The sequence below is a fragment of the Mesorhizobium sp. CNPSo 4670 genome (assembly GCF_057784235.1).
Genome location: NZ_JBWJFQ010000001.1, coordinates 120,131 through 137,971, shown reverse-complemented (window position 1 = coordinate 137,971; position 17,841 = coordinate 120,131). Strand labels below are relative to the sequence as shown.

At 61.9% G+C, this 17,841-nt stretch carries 10 protein-coding genes; 8 read left to right on the top strand and 2 right to left on the bottom strand.

The genetic code is table 11. From position 1 onward, the window contains the following. Positions 1–3 precede the first annotated feature (3 nt). Positions 4–2,331, bottom strand: a complete 2,328-nt coding sequence (locus AC0ZT5_RS00535; RefSeq protein ID WP_488494827.1) for a type VI secretion system Vgr family protein — start codon at positions 2,329–2,331, stop codon at positions 4–6. A 249-nt stretch (positions 2,332–2,580) separates the two neighbouring features. Between AC0ZT5_RS00535 and tagH the strand changes: the two genes are divergently transcribed. The 8 genes from tagH (at position 2,581) to AC0ZT5_RS00495 (ending at position 17,229) form a co-directional block, all read left to right on the top strand. Then, the gene (gene tagH / locus AC0ZT5_RS00530; protein WP_488494826.1) at positions 2,581–3,642 is read left to right on the top strand and encodes a type VI secretion system-associated FHA domain protein TagH; all 1,062 of its coding nucleotides are present in this window, start codon (positions 2,581–2,583) and stop codon (positions 3,640–3,642) included. Between the two features lie 363 nt (positions 3,643–4,005). Continuing rightward, positions 4,006–5,517 carry a type VI secretion system protein TssL, long form gene (gene tssL / locus AC0ZT5_RS00525; protein WP_488494825.1) on the top strand — a complete coding sequence of 504 codons (1,512 nt, stop codon included), beginning with the start codon at positions 4,006–4,008 and terminating at the stop codon, positions 5,515–5,517. 22 nt (positions 5,518–5,539) lie between these two features. Then, positions 5,540–9,103, top strand: coding sequence for a type VI secretion system membrane subunit TssM (gene tssM, locus AC0ZT5_RS00520; protein ID WP_488494824.1), 3,564 nt, complete (start codon positions 5,540–5,542; stop codon positions 9,101–9,103). 130 nt (positions 9,104–9,233) lie between these two features. Then, positions 9,234–10,007 (top strand): PP2C family protein-serine/threonine phosphatase, encoded by a 774-nt coding sequence (locus AC0ZT5_RS00515; protein ID WP_095080748.1) that lies wholly within the window; start codon positions 9,234–9,236, stop codon positions 10,005–10,007. Between the two features lie 5 nt (positions 10,008–10,012). Then, positions 10,013–12,526: a serine/threonine-protein kinase gene (locus tag AC0ZT5_RS00510; RefSeq protein WP_488494823.1), complete on the top strand. Its 2,514-nt coding sequence runs from the start codon at positions 10,013–10,015 to the stop codon at positions 12,524–12,526. A 111-nt stretch (positions 12,527–12,637) separates the two neighbouring features. After that, positions 12,638–13,048, top strand: a complete 411-nt coding sequence (locus AC0ZT5_RS00505; protein WP_477284174.1) for a DUF1036 domain-containing protein — start codon at positions 12,638–12,640, stop codon at positions 13,046–13,048. Beyond that, the gene (locus tag AC0ZT5_RS00500; protein ID WP_488494822.1) at positions 13,045–15,375 is read left to right on the top strand and encodes a M23 family metallopeptidase; all 2,331 of its coding nucleotides are present in this window, start codon (positions 13,045–13,047) and stop codon (positions 15,373–15,375) included. Before AC0ZT5_RS00505 ends, AC0ZT5_RS00500 begins: the two co-directional genes overlap by 4 nt. Positions 15,376–15,579: 204 nt before the next feature. After that, complete coding sequence (locus AC0ZT5_RS00495; RefSeq protein ID WP_488494821.1) at positions 15,580–17,229, top strand: caspase family protein; 1,650 nt, start codon at positions 15,580–15,582, stop codon at positions 17,227–17,229. Positions 17,230–17,266: 37 nt separating this feature from the next. Here the strand turns inward: AC0ZT5_RS00495 and AC0ZT5_RS00490 are convergent, their stop codons facing one another. Continuing rightward, positions 17,267–17,803 (bottom strand): OmpA family protein, encoded by a 537-nt coding sequence (locus AC0ZT5_RS00490; protein WP_488495260.1) that lies wholly within the window; start codon positions 17,801–17,803, stop codon positions 17,267–17,269. Positions 17,804–17,841: the final 38 nt, after the last annotated feature.

Below are 17,841 nucleotides of genomic sequence, written 5' to 3'. Positions count from 1 at the left end.
CTCTCAGTTTTGAGTGATTTTACTGCCTTTCATGGCAATATCGTTGGAAGCCTTGGCTCCAATTGAGCCCGAAGCTTCAATCGTGATATCCTTACCTTTGATCGAGATAGTCCCGTCTTTTTTCATCACGATTGTTGCTGACCCGGTCTTGAGCGTAATCGAATCCTTTGCCTCTATAGTCAGGTTTTTACCTACGGAAATAGCTGCGTCATCGCCGATCTCGGTAAGACTCTTTTTAGTAACCTTCATTGCGTGCGCGCCACCAATTTCAGTGGAATCGTCAGCGGTAATCTTCGTGATGCGTGTCTTGCCGATTTGAGAGTTTTGTCCGCCAGTTATTTTTATTCCCTGATCCGCCCCAATCTCAACGCTCTGGCTGGCACCAATGCTCCAACTATCCGACGCCCCAATATCATGGCTCTGGCTGATACCAACGGTAACCGACCGCGACGCGCCGATGTTGTTCGTCTGAACCGCTCCAACGCTTCTCGTCTCGGCGGCGCCGACCGTGTCGATGCGTGCTGCGCCCACCGTGACGGTCTGGACAATCCCCACCGTCTGGGAATGGTTGGCGTCGATGTTCTCCGTCGAGTTCGACACGACATGAATGGTCTCGTTGGCCATGACCGTCAGCGAACGGTTGGCGCCCACCGTCTCGGTGTCGTTCGAGCCGATATTCGTGGTCTGGTCGACGCCGACCTTGACCGTCTTGTTGTTGCCGACGTCCTCGTCGAGGTTGTGGCCGACGGAGTGCTTGGCGTCGTGGTCTATGCGGTCCGACTGGTCGTGCTGGACCAGCTTGGTGCGGTCGTGCTTGATCAGTAGGTTGTGGTCCTTCTGCGCCTGGAAATTGACCAGTTCGGAGCCGGCCTTGTCCTCGAACATCAGTTCATTGTAGCCGCCGCCGCCTTTGGAGGAGTCCGACTTCCAGCCGGATTGGGTGGCGCTGCCCGGCAGGCCGTAAGGCGGCATCTGGGAGGCGTTGTAGACCCTGCCGGTGATGATCGGCAGGTCCGGGTCACCCTCGATGAAATCGACGATCACCTCCTGGCCGATGCGCGGTATCTGGATGAACCCCCAGCCGCTGCCGGCCCAGGTCTGCGAGACGCGCACGAAGCAGGAGCTGTTCTCATCCTTCTTGCCCAGACGATCCCAATGGAACTGGACCTTCACGCGGGCATATTTGTCGGTGAATATTTCCTCGCCGGATGGACCGACCACCGTCGCGGTCTGCGGCCCGCGCATGATTGGCCGTGGCGTGATCCGTGGCGGGCGATAGGGCACGGCGGTCGGCGCCACGCCGAGGATCACCTGGAAGTTCTCGCTGTCGACGTCGGCAAGGGCTCTGTAGCCCGGGTCGAACAGCCTGTATTCGGCGCTGACCACCAGATATTCCTGGTTCTGGTCCTCGCGTGGAAAACCGTCCAGCGTGAACTTGCAACCCGAATAGAGGCCGCGCACGGTGCCGACAGCGGCGATGCGCTGGTGCACGGCCTGGACTTCCTCGCGGCGGATCGCAGCCAGGCTGTCGCCCCGGCCCACTTCGAGATGCGCACCGGGCTGGCGGTAGTTCTCGCCCGCGGCCAGCTTGTGGCTGAACGGCTGGGCCGACTTGGCCATCAGGTCGGCGCCCGGCTTCTTGAAATCATAATCGGTATGAGCATAGGCGCCCGGGCGCACCGAACTGCCCGGTATCCATTCGGTGATGTATTCGACATCGCGCCGGGAACCCTGACCTTCAAAATGATAGGGCACTTTCTCGTAGCCCGGCGCAGGCTTCAGCTTGCTCATCGCGTCGACCAGGACAAGCGTGTGCTTACCCTCGTCATGCTCGAAGAAATACAGGATGCCTTCATGCTCGAGCAGTCGCTGCACGAAATCCAGATCGGTCTCGTCATACTGCACGCAGTATTCGCGCGGCGGGTAGGATCCCTGCAGGCGCAGATCGAATTCCGCCACGCTGTATTTCTTGAAGATGTCCTTGACGATGTCGACGACGCTCTTGTTCTGGAAAATGCGGCAATCGGTGGTGTTGCCGAGAAACCAGAACCACGGCCTGACGACCGCTTCGTAATAGGCCAGCCGGTCCTCGATGCGGGTGAGCCGGAACTCGGACACGATGCCGCTGAACCAGCGTTTCGGATCGGATTCACCTTCGACCGAAACCGGACCACCCAGCATCTTCAGCGGATCGATATTGGCGTCCGTGCTTACGAACCCCGCCGTATAGGCGAAACAACGGCTGATCTCATCGCGCCCGATGAGATGCGTGAAGGTCAACAGGTCGGCGCCAACCGGTGTCTGCACAACCGTGGCACGTTCGTTCGGCATGGGTCGTGCCCCTCCTGGACGCGGCCGCCGGCGCGAAGGATTAAAGTTCCCGCACGCTGTTCAGGAACTTTTTCGACCCGCCGCACCAGGCCATCCGGAGCCTACCACATGTTGCCCTGCGGACCAAAGAGGGCCGGTGGCGCCTGAAACTTGCCCTGTCGAAGCAACGGCTCGGAACGCGGCTGTGCTGTTCTACGCGCAAACTGCTAGAATGGTGCAGTATCGATCAACGATCTGCGGCGATCCTGGATGTACATCAGTCTGCAAATCAGCAATGTCGACGCCCTGCCCGCCGGCATCCCGACCGGCTACGCAGCGCGCGATCGCGGCTTCGAGATCGGACGCGATACTTGTGACTGGACCTTGCCGGATCCCGACAAGTTCATCTCGGGCCGTCACTGCGAGGTTCTGTACGAGGCAGGCGCGTTCTGGCTGCACGATGTCTCGCGCAATGGGACCTTCATCAACGGGTCGAGCCAGCGCATGACCGGCCCGCATCGATTGGGCCATGGCGACAGGATGCTGATCGGCCGTTATGTCATCGTCGTATCGATCGACGAAGAGCGCGCCACGGCGGGCTATCCTCAAGCCAACCAAAATTCGACGCCGCGGGAAGTGCCGGTCGCGACGGGCCGGCCGCTGGAATTCGGAGGCGGGGCTTTCTTCGAGCCTGCGCAGCAACGGTCCGGGCAGCGCATTCCAGTGTCGGCGCCCTCGACGTCCCCGACACCGCTGCCCTCGACCAGGGACGAGGTGCTCCGGGAGATCGCGATCGGAGCCGGCATTTCGCCGGAACTGCTTCAATTGCGCGACCCGCATGAAGTTGCCGCCGAAATCGGCGCGGTCCTGCGGGCGGTGGTCGAAGAACTGACCTTGCTGCTGAAAGCCCGCGCGGCCGCGAAAACGTTGGCAAAGAGCACACAACGAACGATGATCAGCGCCGCGGACAACAATCCGCTGAAGTTCGTTCCAGGGACCGACGACATCCTCGAAATCATGTTTGCCCGCCGCAGGGCCGGCTATCTCGATGCCAGGCGCAGCATCGAAGATGCATTCCGCGACCTCAAGACGCATGAATTTGCCACCTATGCAGCCATGCAAACCGCGCTCTCCCGGCTGCTTGACGACCTGTCGCCCGAGGCGATCAGCAGGAAACTCCCACCTACCTCGTTTACGTCGAAGAAGAGCCAGGCCTGGGACGCCTATGTCGCGACATGGCGGACCATGGAGGAAGCACACGAAAACGGCATGCTGGACATATTCCTGGCCTATTTCAGCGAGGCCTACGCCAAAGCCGACAAGCAAAAATAGGCGATCCCAAGAAACGCGTGGCCAAGAAACGCGTTGCCGGGAAACGCGTGGCTAGGAAACGGATGGCCAAGTAACGCATGGTACAGCAGTCGGCGAAGAAAAGTCCCTTCGACGCCCGGCATCCGGTTCCAATCGACGATTTCTGAGATTACGATCACATACGACAGTTCGCCAAGCGGGTAAGACTCATTGAGCTGGGGGTCTGCGGCAAATGTCATGTGACGGCGGGATAGCGTTTTCCAGTCAATCGTCCTCCGGACACTGCCACAGCCGGCGGGGGTCGTATTTCCATTCCCCGACCAGCGAGCGTTTTGCGCCCATCTCGCCCGATCGTGAGCACACCGCCTGCACGGACGGTCGGCGATGAGCTCGAAGGACGATCCCTTCGGCCTGGCGGGCAAGACCGTCATTCGCGCAAGTCCACGGCGCGAGAAAAAATCGCCGCCAGTTCCTGAGCTACCTACCGCTGACGGAGGCCAACCCTCTCCGGTCAAGGATTCAACGGTATTCGATCCTGGTGTCGGGCGGCATACACCGCCGGGTTGGGCATCCGGAACCGTGATTTATCAAGGCGCGGCTTTGGGCGCCGTGGCAGGTGCTGCCTCTTCCGCCGCCGCGCCGACACCGGCTGTCGAGCAGGCGATCCTGTTCGGCGCCGCGGACACGGTCAAATACGCCGCGGCAAACCCCATTCTCGCGGCGGCGGCACCTTTGCTGATGCTGTTCGGGCAGCTCAGGTTGATGCCCGTCGAAAGACAAGCGGAGCCACTGGCGCAACATGTCGCCGACGCGATCGAAAAGTTCGACCGAACGATGGAGAAGACCGGCGTTCCCGAAGAGGATGCGCGGATCGCGAAATTTGCTCTGTGCGAAACCGCCGACGATCTCATAGGCAACCTGCCTTGGCCCAAGAGCGACGACTGGGTGCAAAACGGCATGCTGCGGCAGTTCTTTCACACCGAGATCATCGGCACAGGCTTCTACGAAGCCCTGAACACGATACTGGCCAATCCCGAGACGCACTACGATCTGCTCGAACTGATGCATGCCTGCCTGTCGCTGGGTTTCGAAGGCCAGTACCGAGGCGTGAGGCGCGAAGACAACAATCTCGAACGCGTTCGACGCGACGTCTACGAGACGCTTCGCTATTTCAGGGCGCGTGCAGGCGAGGACATCTCGCCCCGCTGGCAGGGCCTGGCGGCGACGATGGCGCAGCCGTCGGCCCGCCTGCCGCTCTGGGTCGTTGCGGCAGCGGCAACGGCGCTGCTGACAGCGGCGTTCTTCGCATTGCGGATCTTCATCACCAACGAGGGCGACGCCGCCGCCGGTGAATTGCTGGCACTCAACCCATCGACACCAGTCGCCATCGAGCGCGCCAGCGTGGCGCCGTTGGCCGAGCCGGTGAAAGCCACCCCACCTGCAGCCACCGTGCAGATTGATCGCATTCGTTCGGCACTGGCGAAGGAAGTCGAAGGCGGCGGACTGACCATCGGCACAAAGGGCAACTTCATCGTGGTGGAAATCAACAATGTCCTGCTGTTCCAGTCCGGCAGGGCCGAGGCGAAGCCGGAATTCCAGCCCATTGCCGCCGACATCGCCGCGGCGCTGCAGCCCGAGCCCGGGCCAATCCGGATCGTCGGCCACACGGATAATGTGAAACCGCGAAAGTCGAGCCCGTTCAAATCCAACTTCGACCTTTCTGTCGCCCGGGCCAAGGCTGTCGAAACGATGATGGCACCGAAATTCAGCGATCCCTCGCGACTGACAGTCGATGGCAAGGGCGAGGACGAACCGATCGCCGACAATGCGACGCCGGAAGGCCGTGCCAAGAACCGCCGTGTCGATGTGATGATCCCCAGGGAGGAAACATTGTGAGCACGGCCTGTTGGAAGCGCCCATGACGCGTTGGCTGCTGCGGATGTTCAGCCTTATCGCGCTGGCCGGCTTCGCGGCCGCAGTGTGGTTTGGCGGGCCATTGATCCGCTTCGCAGATACCCGCCCGCTGGGACCTCCCTGGCTGCGCGCTACCATCATTGGCGTGATCGTGGCGGCTCTGGCGCTGTTCTACGGGCTGCGCTTCTGGCAAGCGAGAAAGGCGCAAAAGGCACTCGAGACCGTCGTTGCACGCAATGATGACCGCGATGACGATTCGCGGGTGCTGGAAGCTCGCATGAATGAGGCCGTGGCGGCGCTCAAACGGTCAGGCAGCAAGCGCAACTTCCTCTATGAGATCCCCTGGTACGTCGTCATAGGCCCGCCGGGTGCCGGCAAGACAACGGCCCTGGTCAATTCGGGTCTGAACTTTCCGCTTGCCGGTTCGGGAGATGCCCAGCCGGTGGCTGGCGTTGGCGGAACACGCTCCTGCGATTGGTGGTTTACCGACCAGGCCGTGCTGATCGACACCGCCGGACGCTACACGACGCAGGACTCCCATGCCGAGAGCGACAGGAAGAGCTGGCTCGCCTTCTTGTCGCTGCTCAAGCGGTACCGCACCAGACAACCGATAAACGGCGTCATCCTGGCCATCAGCCTTGCCGATCTGATGAGCTTCGACGATCAGCAGCTCGACGCCCACATCGCCGAGATACGCAGCCGCCTGAGGGAAATCCACGAGACGCTGAAAATCCAGTTTCCAGTCTACCTGCTTTTCACCAAGGCCGATCTTGTTTCCGGGTTCATGGATTACTTCGGCGATTTCGACGAACCGCGCAGGCGAAAAGTGTGGGGCGCGACGTTCCAGACGGCGGAGCGCGACAGGAACATGGCCGCCGAGGCTCCCGCCGAATTCGACATGCTGGCCAACCGACTGGCAGACGAGATGGCCGACCGCCTCCAGGACGAGGCGGATCCGGTCACGCGCATTTCCATCTTTGGCTTTCCGGCGCAGTTCGGCGCGCTACGGGGGCGAATTACCGGTTTTGTCGCCGGCCTGTTCGACCCGACCCGCAGCCAGGTGAATGTCAGCCTGCGTGGACTCTATTTTTCGTCAGGCACGCAAGAGGGAACGCCGATCGATCAGGTGCTGGGGGCAATCGGCCGCGATTTCGGCAGCAACTCCCGCCCTCACCTTTCCGGAACCGGCAAAAGCTTCTTTCTGCATGATCTTCTGACGAACGTCATTTTTGCCGAATCCGGATGGGTTTCGTACGACAAAGCGGCTGCAAGGCGCGCAGCGATCGCCAGATTTGGCGGCCTCGGCGCAATAGCTTTGGTCGCTGCTGCTGCACTGGGTACGCTCGGCCTGAGCGTCGCGGCCAACCGGTCGCTGATCGCCTCCACAAGTCTGGCCATGGGCCAGTACCGCCAAACGGCGGCACCCTTGCTCGAAAGCACGACGGTCACCGATGTCGACCTCGAAAACGTCATCGGGCCGCTCGACCAGTTGCGCGATCTGCCGGCCGGGTTCGAAACCGGTGACTTGCCGACACCGATCGAGGAGACGTTCGGCCTCAGTCAGCGGGAGAGACTTCTTTCGGCATCCAAAACGGCTTATCGGCAAGGGCTGGAACGAATGTTCCGATCGCGCCTGCTGATCCAGACCGAGCGGACGATCCAGGCCAAGATGGCCGATCCCGTCGCGCTCTACGAACCGTTGAAAATCTATCTGATGCTTGGCGGCAAGGCGCCGAAGGTCGATGACGCGTTGATCGTTTCCTGGATGAAGCAGGATTGGGAGCAGAACCGATATCCAGGCGAAAACAACCGGGAAGGACGGGAGCAACTCGAAAAGCACCTACGCGCCATGCTGGCATTGGACGACGCCTATGATCCGGTTTTCGAACTTAACCAGCCGCTTGTCGAAGGCGCTCAACGTTCTCTCGGGCGCATGAGCCTTGCCGATCGGGCTTCCGCATTGATCAGGTCGGCGACATACGCGGCAGCACTGGAGGATTTTTCTGTTTCCCTGAAAGGTGGCCCGGAAGCGCAAGTGCTGTTCGAGCGCATCAACGGCAGCGATCTGTCAGGCCTTCGTGTTCCCGGTATCTACACCTATGCTGGCTTCCACACCTTCTATCTCCGGCAACTTTCGCGCATTGCGCAGATGCTGGTCGACGAGCAATGGGTTCTCGGCGGCGGCGGTGAACAAGGCGACATCAATCAGCAATTGCTCAAGCTCGGCCCCGAACTTCTCGATCGCTACGGGAAGGAGTTCGCAGCCGCGTGGAACAGCATCCTCGACCAGTTGAAGTTCAAAGCGATGCTGGCGGACAAGCCGCACTACATCGCGCTTTCTGCCGCCGCCTCGCCGACCTCGCCGATAAACCAGCTCTTTGCGGCGATCGCCAACGAAACAGCGCTGACGCGAGACCCTGGTGACGGCAACGGTCCTGGCGCCGATATCGAAGCAGGTACGGCCCAGAACCAGCCGCAGAACACCGCAGATATGGGCAAGGGTCTGGCCCGCATCGGCATACAAATCGCCAGTGGCAAATCGCAAAGTCGCGCCGGCACAAGGGCGGCCGACACACAGAACCTGAATCCGGGTGCAAACATTGAAGCGCAGTTCAGACCTTTCCAGGCCCTGGTGAACGGCCCCGCCGGACACCGCCCAATCGATGCCCTGACCCAGAACTTCAGCGATATCTATCAGAGCCTGCAACTGGCGGCCGAAGTTCCTTCGCAGACCGAGCGCGTCAACACGAACCTGCAGCTGCAGATAGCCACCCTTCGCGCCAATGTCTCGCGTCTGCCCAAGCAACTCGGTCGGATGGTCAACGCGACGGCAGATGAGTTTGAAGGCAACGTCGCCGAAACCTCGGTGGCAAACTTGAACCAGATGCTCGACCAGACGGTCACGGCTCCCTGTGAGGCGGCGATCAACGGCCGTTATCCCTTCGCCAGCGACGGCACCGAGGATGTTGCCATGGCGGATTTCGCGAAACTTTTCGCGCCGGGCGGGCTGATGGACCGGTTCTTCGCACAAAACCTCGCATCGCTCATCGACATGACCGGCCAGGACTGGAGCTGGAAACAGGATGCGCGCTTCGGACGCGACCTGTCGAAATCGACCCTGAGAGACTTCCAGCTGGCGGCGGACATCCGCAGCGCCTTCTTTCCATCGGGCGGTTCGGTGCCCTTGGTCAGCGTCACCTTCACCCCATTCTCGCTGCATGGCGACGCCGATACGGCGATACTCGATGTCGATGGTCAGATCGTCCAGAGCAACCAGACGGGTAACGCGCCAAGCACGGTGACCTGGCCGGTCGGCACGGCGTCCGCGTCGGCCAGTCTAAGCCTGACGCCGGAAATGCCAGGCCGCGAATCCGCCATCAAGTTCGAAGGGCCGTGGGCGCTGAAGCGACTTCTCGACAAGGCTGCCATCACCGGCAGCGACAGCAACATGCAAGCACGCTTCGTGATCGGCGGCCGCGACGTTGCCTATACGATCCAGGCAGGCTCCGGCACCAACCCCTTCTTGCTCCCCGCGCTTTCCGGGTTCAGCTGTCCGAAAGCGTTTTGAGATGGGGATCCGCAGACCACGCAGAGACCTTAGTTTTCGATACTTTAATGTTCGAGCCTGTGGCAAAGTAACACGAGCGAGCGCCTGAAAGTGCGCCGCAGAGGACGCTTGAGAAGCGCTTGGTGGCAAAGTGAACACTGTCGCCCTTCCCTTTGAGAGCTTCGGGGTAAGCCACAAAGGCTGTGTCCGTGAGCTCAATGAAGACAACTATCTGGTCGAGCCACAAACTGGTCTCTGGGTGGTAGCCGACGGAATGGGTGGACATGACGCGGGAGAGGTCGCTTCGGCCAGTATCGTCGATCATCTGGCGACGATCGGCATTGCCAGCTCCGCACCTGATCTTCGGGCGCGCTTCGAGGACAGGCTGAGCAGGGCCAATGCCGAGATCCGCGGCATATCCGAATCTCGCGGCATAACCATCGGCTCCACTGTTGCCGCCCTGCTGGCGATGGACGGGCGGTTTGCCTGCCTGTGGGCGGGTGACAGCCGCGTCTATCTGATCCGCAACGCCTCGATCTCGCAGATCTCGAAGGATCATACCGAAGTTCAGGAGCTCGTCGACAGAGGCATGATCAGCGAAAGCGAAGCGCGCACCTGGCCGCGCCGCAATGTCATCACGCATGCGGTCGGCGTCAGCGACGAGATCGTCATCGATTTCCAGCAAGGCGAAATCATGCCGGGGGACATTTTTGTGCTGAACACCGATGGGCTGACGGCGCATGTCACCGACGCCGAGATCGAGGCGGCGACCGTGTCCGCGACACCTCAAGCGGCCTGCGAAAAACTGTTGGAAACGGTGCTGGCGCGTGGCGGCACAGACAATGTGACGATCGTGCTTGTGAAGATCGGCGACGGGCGCGATGGGCAATCGCCACGTCCAGATCTCTACAAAGCGGGGGGTTGAGGCCGATGAGCGCCGACGACAAGACGCGAATATCGGGGGGCATGGCCAACACCGCCGTAGGCACGCAACTCAGCGGCATATACGAGCTTGATGAGCGGATCGCATTCGGTGGCATGGGGGAGGTCTACCGTGGCCATAACATCCAGACCGGCGACCACGTCGCGATCAAGATCGTCCTGCCCGAGTTCGCCCGTGACCAGACGATCCTTTCCCTGTTCCGCAAGGAGGCATTGATCCTCAATCGCCTGTCGCATGATGCGGTCGTGCGGTATCACGTCTTCACGATCGATCCCGGGATCGGCCGTCCCTACCTTGCCATGGAATTCGTCGACGGCGAGTCGCTGTTCGACATCATGCGACGTGGCGCGATGCCGACGGCAGAGGTGCGCAAGCTCTGCCATCGCCTCGCGTCCGGACTGAGCGCGGTGCATCAGGCGGGCGCGATACACCGCGACCTCTCTCCGGACAACATCATCTTGCCGGGGGGACGGGTCGACCGCGCAAAGATCATCGATTTCGGCATTGCACGATCGGCGACCGTGGGCGGCGAGACCTTGATCGGCGGAAAATTCGCGGGAAAGTACAACTACGTTTCACCCGAACAGCTCGGGCTCTACAGCGGCGACGTCAGCGAACAGTCCGACATCTACAGTCTGGGACTGGTGCTGGTGGCCGCCTTGCGTGGCAAGCCGATCGACATGAGCGGGTCGCAGTTCGAGGTCATCGAAAAGCGTCGGACGGTGCCTGACCTCTCCGACATCGACGACGATTTTCGCGACATTGTCGAAGCCATGCTGCAACCGGATCCGCAAGACCGGCCGATCAGCATGGCTGAAATCGCCAGGATGACGCGTGACGATAGTGAGGAGACAACGCCGCCGACTTCGGTCACACCCCGCGATCGGCCGGCTTTGCCGCGAACCGGGGAAACCCTTTCGCCCGCCACCAAGACCCAGGGCCGGCCATCCAACGTCGAGAGGCACGACGCAGCATCGGCGACGGGTTCAGGTGGGCAGCCCTTCGTCCCGCATGTGCGGCCGGCGCATTTGTCCCAACCGCGGTCTCCGGCGCTCGCCGGCTCACCACGCCCGGTCACGGCCGATGTCCCTGGAAAATCCACAAAGACCCGAACCATCGCGCTCGCTGCCTTGGCGACGCTGGCTGTCGCGTCCGGCGCGGGCCTGTATCTCAGCGGCTTCATGACGCCAGCGATGCGGACGGCCGGCAAGCCATCGCTTTCCGCACCAGAGCCTTCAAAGCCCGCACCAGAAACGTCAAAGCCGGCACCCACGGACAATGCCGCGACCGCGCCTGAGCCGGCAAAGCCAGTTCCGCCCGTGCAGCCGGAGGCCAGCGCACCACCGGCTGAAAACCAGCAAGATGCCGCGGCAGCCCAAAAGCCGCAGCCGGCCAAGCCCGCCGAAGCCCCCTCGCAGACCGAAGAACCCCCGAAGCCATCCGCAACGGCCGCGCAGCCGCCACCCGAAAAGGCGTCGCCGGCAGTCCAGCCCGATACGATGGCCAGCGACAGTCAAACGTCGGCTCCGCCGCCTGTCTCGACCGCTCCGGCCCCGCCAACAACCGAGAAGGTCTCGACGCCGCCGCTGGCCCAGCCAGATGTCGTAGAGAGCCAAAAGCCCGAGCCACAGATCAGCCCGCCGGCAGCGCCCAAGGCGACCGAGCCGGCGCCCGAGGCGACCGAGCCGGCGCCAGAGGCGACCGTGCCGGCGCCAGAGGCGACCGTGCCGGCGCCCAAGCCCACTGCAAGCCAGCCGGATGTCGTGAACGCCGAGAGCCAAAAGCCTGCGTCACCGGTAGCCAAACAGCCTGACCAGCCTGTCGTCGTGTTGGAGGTGCCCAAGCCGGAGGTTCCGCCGATCGTCGACGACATCGCGCAACGAGTCTCCTGGGTTCGCGACTTCGGCGGCGGCGACTGTTTCTATGCCACCATGACGTCGGCAACCGACAAGGCGGCCGCGATCGAAGGATTTGGAACGGAGGTTCAGCCATTCGAGCGGATGCTTGGCGATTTCCAGGCAAGATTCCATGTAGAGCCGGATATCCAAGTCCGCCTCATTGAACCAAGCCAATGCGAAGTCACCAACTTTCTGCGCTTTCTGGGGCAGACCGCGGCCGACAAGCCGCAGCTTGTTCTCGATCGGACATCGGTACCGAACGGTACGCCGATCAGCGGCACGCTGGTGACGCGTGGCGGGCTCATTTCCAGCGTGCTGCTGATCGATCACAAAGGCATGGTGTTCAATCTCGACGAGCGTGTCGTCGTTAAACCGGACAAGGTCACCTTCAGAATCCCGATCGGTCTCGGCGCCGCCGACCAGGCCGCCGGAAAGGCGGTGCCGCAGATCATAATGGTGATCACCGGCCCCAAGGATATTCGGGCGGCTGCGTTCTCCACGCCCACACCAGCCTCAGTGCTGCTCCCCAAGATTCTCGAAGAAATCGAGACCGACGGATCTCAGTTCTCAGCCACCGCCAAGTATTTCAGGCTCGGCGGATAGCATGGGCGCCCGATGGAACGCCGCCGCTCGTGTTCGCCGCAATCGTCTGCCGACCTGCCGATAAAGCAGCGTGGTCCGATTCGACCCGCCCTGCTCGCCCTGACGGGCCGCATGAGGCTTGCGGTCTTGTCAGGCGCCGCACTGCTGGCCGTGCTGTCATCCGGCGAGGCGCGCGCCGAATTCACGGTCTGCAACCAGACGCTTGACGTCGTCAATCTCGCCGTCGGCCAGAAGGTCGACAATGCGGACCAGACCGACGGCTGGTGGACCATCGGCGCAAATCAATGCGTGAACGTCATCCGCGAGGAACTGACGAACCGCTACATCTACATCTATGCAACGGACGTGTTCGGCCATGCGATCCTCACCGGATCGACCGAAATGTGCATCGAGCGCCGGCGTTTCTCGATACGCGGCATCGACGAATGCTGGCAGAGCGGCCATATAGCGGCGCAATTTCTCGAAGTCGATACGCTTGAACAGCCGCGGTGGACCTTCTTCCTGACTGGAAGCAATCCGTGACGCACAATATCGACACGAGCTTCAGGCAGAAAAAGCAGGCGCGCGCTGCCCTTCGCAGGCGCACGCTTTGGCGCAGGCTCCTGGCCGGCCTCGCAGTGGTTGTCCTGCTTTCGATCGCCGGCGGTTTCTACCTCACCGCGGACTATTGGTCGTTCGGCGACGAAGACGAGGAGTTGCATGCGGTCGAAGGCGTGGACGATGTGCCGGCCGATGCGTCCGTCTACGTGCCCGCCATTATCGACCTGGCCGGGGACCCGATGTGGATCACGCTCGCGCCCGATGCCGGCGCCGCAACGAAGGGCCGCGTGGTCCCGCGCCCGGCGGAACTCGATCAAGCCGACGTTTCGCCCCAGATCGAAATCCTGTCCGACGTCATGCTTAGCGCCAGCGAAAAATTCATGACGACGATACCGTCGACGCAGGAGGATTTCGCCTTCTTCCAGGCGCAGCGAAAGACCACTGCCGCGCCAACCGGCGATCTGCAGAACGATCTTGAGCCATCGCCCGCGGCGGGGGAACCCGCGCCAGCTTCGGACCAGAAGGCGGATGCCGACGATCCCGAAGCCGGCTGGGGTGAAACGATCGATGCGGGCGACGCCGCCCTTCCCGCATTCCAGAAGACCCAGATCGAAAACAACACCAGCGTCGCAGTCGTCACCAATGAGTACCAGCGGTTCGAGGCGACCGAAGACACGTTCGTGAAGATCCTCAACGACCGCAGCCTGGACAGCGTTGCGCTCGATGCACATTTCTCCGCCGACGATGCCAAGCTGGCAGGCGAGGCCTTGAAGGCGCTTTTCAACCGGGACGGTCTGGAACCGGGTTATGTCGTTGCCATGCGCGGTTTCAGGCCGACGCGCGAGACGACCACGATGTCCCTCATGCAGGTTTCGATCTATGCCAAGAACGTGTTTGTCGGCACGCTGACGCGCAATGCCGCGGGCGCGTTCGTGTCGGGCGTCGATCCCTGGGTCCGCGAGGATCTGTTCAACTATTCGGGCGCACAGGCGGAAGGCACACACAAAAGGCAGTACCGTCTGCTCGACGCGATCTACTCGACAGCAGCCCGCAACAGTGTTCCGACCGGGGTGATCGGCGAAGCGATCATGTATCTCTCGAGAGGACAGGACCTGGACGCCTTTGCAAGCGAGGACCAGCGTCTTGTGCTGATCTATTCGCAGACGCCGCGCGGCAAGAAGGAAGGTGCCGGGCGAGTGCTGTATGTGGGCGTCCAGGGCACCGAAAAGAGCCTCGACTGTTTCGTCTTCCAGCAGAGCGACGGCCAGTTTGCGTGCGTCACGGGTGACGATCTGGTTCGTTCGCTGACAGTCACCAACGGCATGGTCACGCCGGTCAACGGGGTCATGACCTCCACCTTCGGGCCACGCAAGCATCCAATCCTCGGGACCGTTCGCATCCACAAGGGCGTCGACTGGGCGGCGCCCGTCGGCACGCCGATCGAAGCGGCCTTCGATGGCGAGATCACCTTCCAGGGCGATGGCGGCAGCTATGGCAATCTGGTGAAGATCTCGCATGGAAACGGGCGCGAGACGCGCTATGCGCATATGCAGAAATTTGCCATAGCGGCCGGTGTCGGCACCGAGGTGAAAGCTGGCGACATCATTGGCTACATCGGTACCACCGGCCTCTCGACCGGGCCTCACCTGCATTTCGAACTTTATCAGAACGGTGAGGCCATCGACCCTCTGGGCACGGTTACCGCGATCGCTTCGGACGATTCCGCCGTCGAAACGCTCACCGACCGTATCGTGCATGTCGAAAGTGGTGGCAGCGCTCGCGCCAAGAATCCAAACTCTTCAGCGACCGGCGCCGGCCAGTTCATAACCAAGACCTGGATCAGGATGATGAATACCTACCGCCCGGAACTGGCGCGCACGCTGTCGACCGCCGACCTGCTCGCTCTGCGCTACGACGCCACGATCTCGCGTGAGATGGTGCGCAATCTGGCGCGCGAAGGCGAGGCCTATCTTCGGGCGCGCGGCCACCAGATCACGGCCGGCCGGCTGTATCTCTGTCATTTTCTGGGCATGGAAGGCGCACATCAGGTGCTGTCGGCGACGGGTTCGGCGCAGCTGAGCGCTGTGCTCGGGTCGGCCGTCATCCAGGCCAACCCGTTCCTCACCGGCAAGACAGCCAGTTACGTGGTGGACTGGGCCGAAAGGAAAATGGGCCAAAGGCTGAGCCGTCTGGCCACTGACGCCGGCCCACAGACAACGACCACCGAGATCCGCCAGACATCGCCGGAGTTCGAAAAATACAAGCAGGCCATCACCGCCCTCATAAGCTCGGCACAGAATACGCTTTGAAGCCGTCGCGCGGCACGCGCCGCTCAGGTATTCCCGCTGCCAAGTGATGCCGTAGACAAATTTTTTCGGGCCGTTTGTGAACCAGGACTGCGGTCAGGATCACATACGCCCAGGAGCCATTTTTGGCACAGGCGACTCTGTCGCTGACGAAACTTGGCATGTGCAGACATCAACAGCGCGCCCCGGTGGGCGGAGGGCTGATCCATGAAAGCGTTCGCCGTCAATCTGAGCGGAATTATCCTGCTTTTCCTTGCCGCATTCGGCGCCCAGGCTGCCGCCGGCGCGGAGGCTGCCGCGCCCACCGCCAAGCGCGTCGCTTTGGTGATCGGCAACAGCAATTATGTCCATGCGGTTACCTTGCCCAACCCCGCCAACGATGCCCATCTCATCGCATCGACGCTGCGCAATGCCGGGTTCGAGGTGATCGAAGGGGTCGACCAGGACAATCAAGGCATGCACAGCCTGATCAGCCGGTTTACCGAACAATCCTATGACGCGGACCTCGCGGTCATTTTCTATGCCGGTCACGGCATGCAGGTCGACGGCAAGAACTACCTGATACCGGTCGACGCCGACTTGACGTCGCCGGCCTATCTCAAGACCCGTACCATTCAGATCGACGACTTCATGGCTGCGTTGCCGCCCGACCCGGCGGTCGGCGTCATCATCCTCGATGCCTGCCGCGACAATCCGCTGGCAAGAACGCTGGCCGCCTCGATGCCGAAGAGCCGCTCCACCTCATTGGGTACCGGTCTGGCGCCGGTCGAAGCAAAATCGGACGGCATCGGAACCGGCGGCCTCCTGATTGCCTACGCAACAGATCCCGGCGCCATCGCTTTCGACGGCAACGGGGTCGACAGTCCTTACTCGACGGCGCTCGCCAGGCATCTGACCGAACCCGGCGTCGAAATCCAGGGCGCGCTGACGCGCGTGCGCGGCGAAGTGACCGAAACCACGCAAGGTCGCCAGAGGCCCTGGCACAACGCATCGCTCGGACGCGAGGTCTTCCTGGGAAAACCCGTCGCGCCAGCGGCGCCTGCTGCACATCCCGTCGTGGCCGGCGCATCGAGCGCCGCGGCGACATCCGCTCCTGTCCCTGCTGCCAGTGATCCGCCTTCCTGGGAAGTCGAGCAACGCCTTTGGGACGAGGCTTCCAAGCGCAGTTCCATCCCGTTCTACGAGGCCTATCTCGACCAGTTTCCGAACGGTCGCTTCGCCACCGTGGCCCGGTTGAGCATCGACGAATTGAACGACCCACCGGCCCAAAACCGGCAGGTCGCGGCACTCGATACGGACCAGGCGAACGCCAGTTCCGGTTCGACCGTGCGCACCTCGGTCGGCGTTCCGGACGCGATGGAGCAGACACCGGGCACGGAGTTGACGGAAAGTGCAATCGGCCTCGATCGACAGGGGCGCATCGACCTGCAACTGCGCATCGAAGCGTTGGGCAATGAACTTGGGCGCATCGACGGAAACATGGGCCCACAGACCCGTCAGGCGATCGGCCTCTGGCAAGCGAGGAACGGTCTCCCACAGACCAGCTATCTGACGCGCGAGCAACTTGCGTTCCTCGTGATCCAGACAGATCCGATGATGGAAGGCGTGCGCGCCAGATACGCCGCCGATCAAGCCCGCGCGGCGCAGCCGAAAAAGCAGGTGGTGCAGAAGGTCAGCACGCCGAGGCCGGTGGCGCAGAAGCCCCGCAAGCAACAGAAGGTTGTTCAGAAGCGGCGCAACCGTGAGACCGTAGCGCGGGGGGATTATCTTCCGCCGCGCCAGGACAACAACGACTTCCTCACCAAGGCGCTGATTTTTGGCACCGGTGTGGTCGTGGGCGGCGTGCTCAAGAACTGACAGCCGACATTCGAAGAACCGCCGTGGTTTTGGGCGGCTATTGCGTCTTTATCCGCATTTCCACGCGGCGGTTCACCGGATCGTACGGATTGGGGCTGCGCGGATTCTGTTCACCCATGCCGATCGCGTTGAGCCGTGCCGTCTCGATGCCGCTGGCCGTCAGGAAGGCTGCCACCGATTGCGCTCGTCGCTGTGACAGGCCCTCATTGTAGTGCACCGTGCCGGTGGCGTCGGTGTAGCCTTCGACGACGAAGTTGAACTTGCTCAACCGGTTGTCCTTCAGGGCCTTGGCGAACTCGCCGAGTTCAGCGCGCGCAGTCGTGTCAAGTTCGGCCGAATCCAGGCCGAAATTGATCATCATGTCGAGGCCGGTTTTCCCTTCGGGCGCGTCACTTGTCTTGCTCTTGCTTTTGCACTCCTCCTCGGAGCCGACACAAATTCCTCGCGACTTGCCGAGATCGGCCGCGCCGGCAAAAAACTTCACAATGTCTTCTGATTTCTGAACGGGGTCGGCGAAAGCGTGGGTCGAGCAAAACACGACCGCCAACACAAAGGCTGAACTGCTCCACTGCATAGCGGCTCCTCCTGTTTGAGCACCAGATTTCGAGCGGC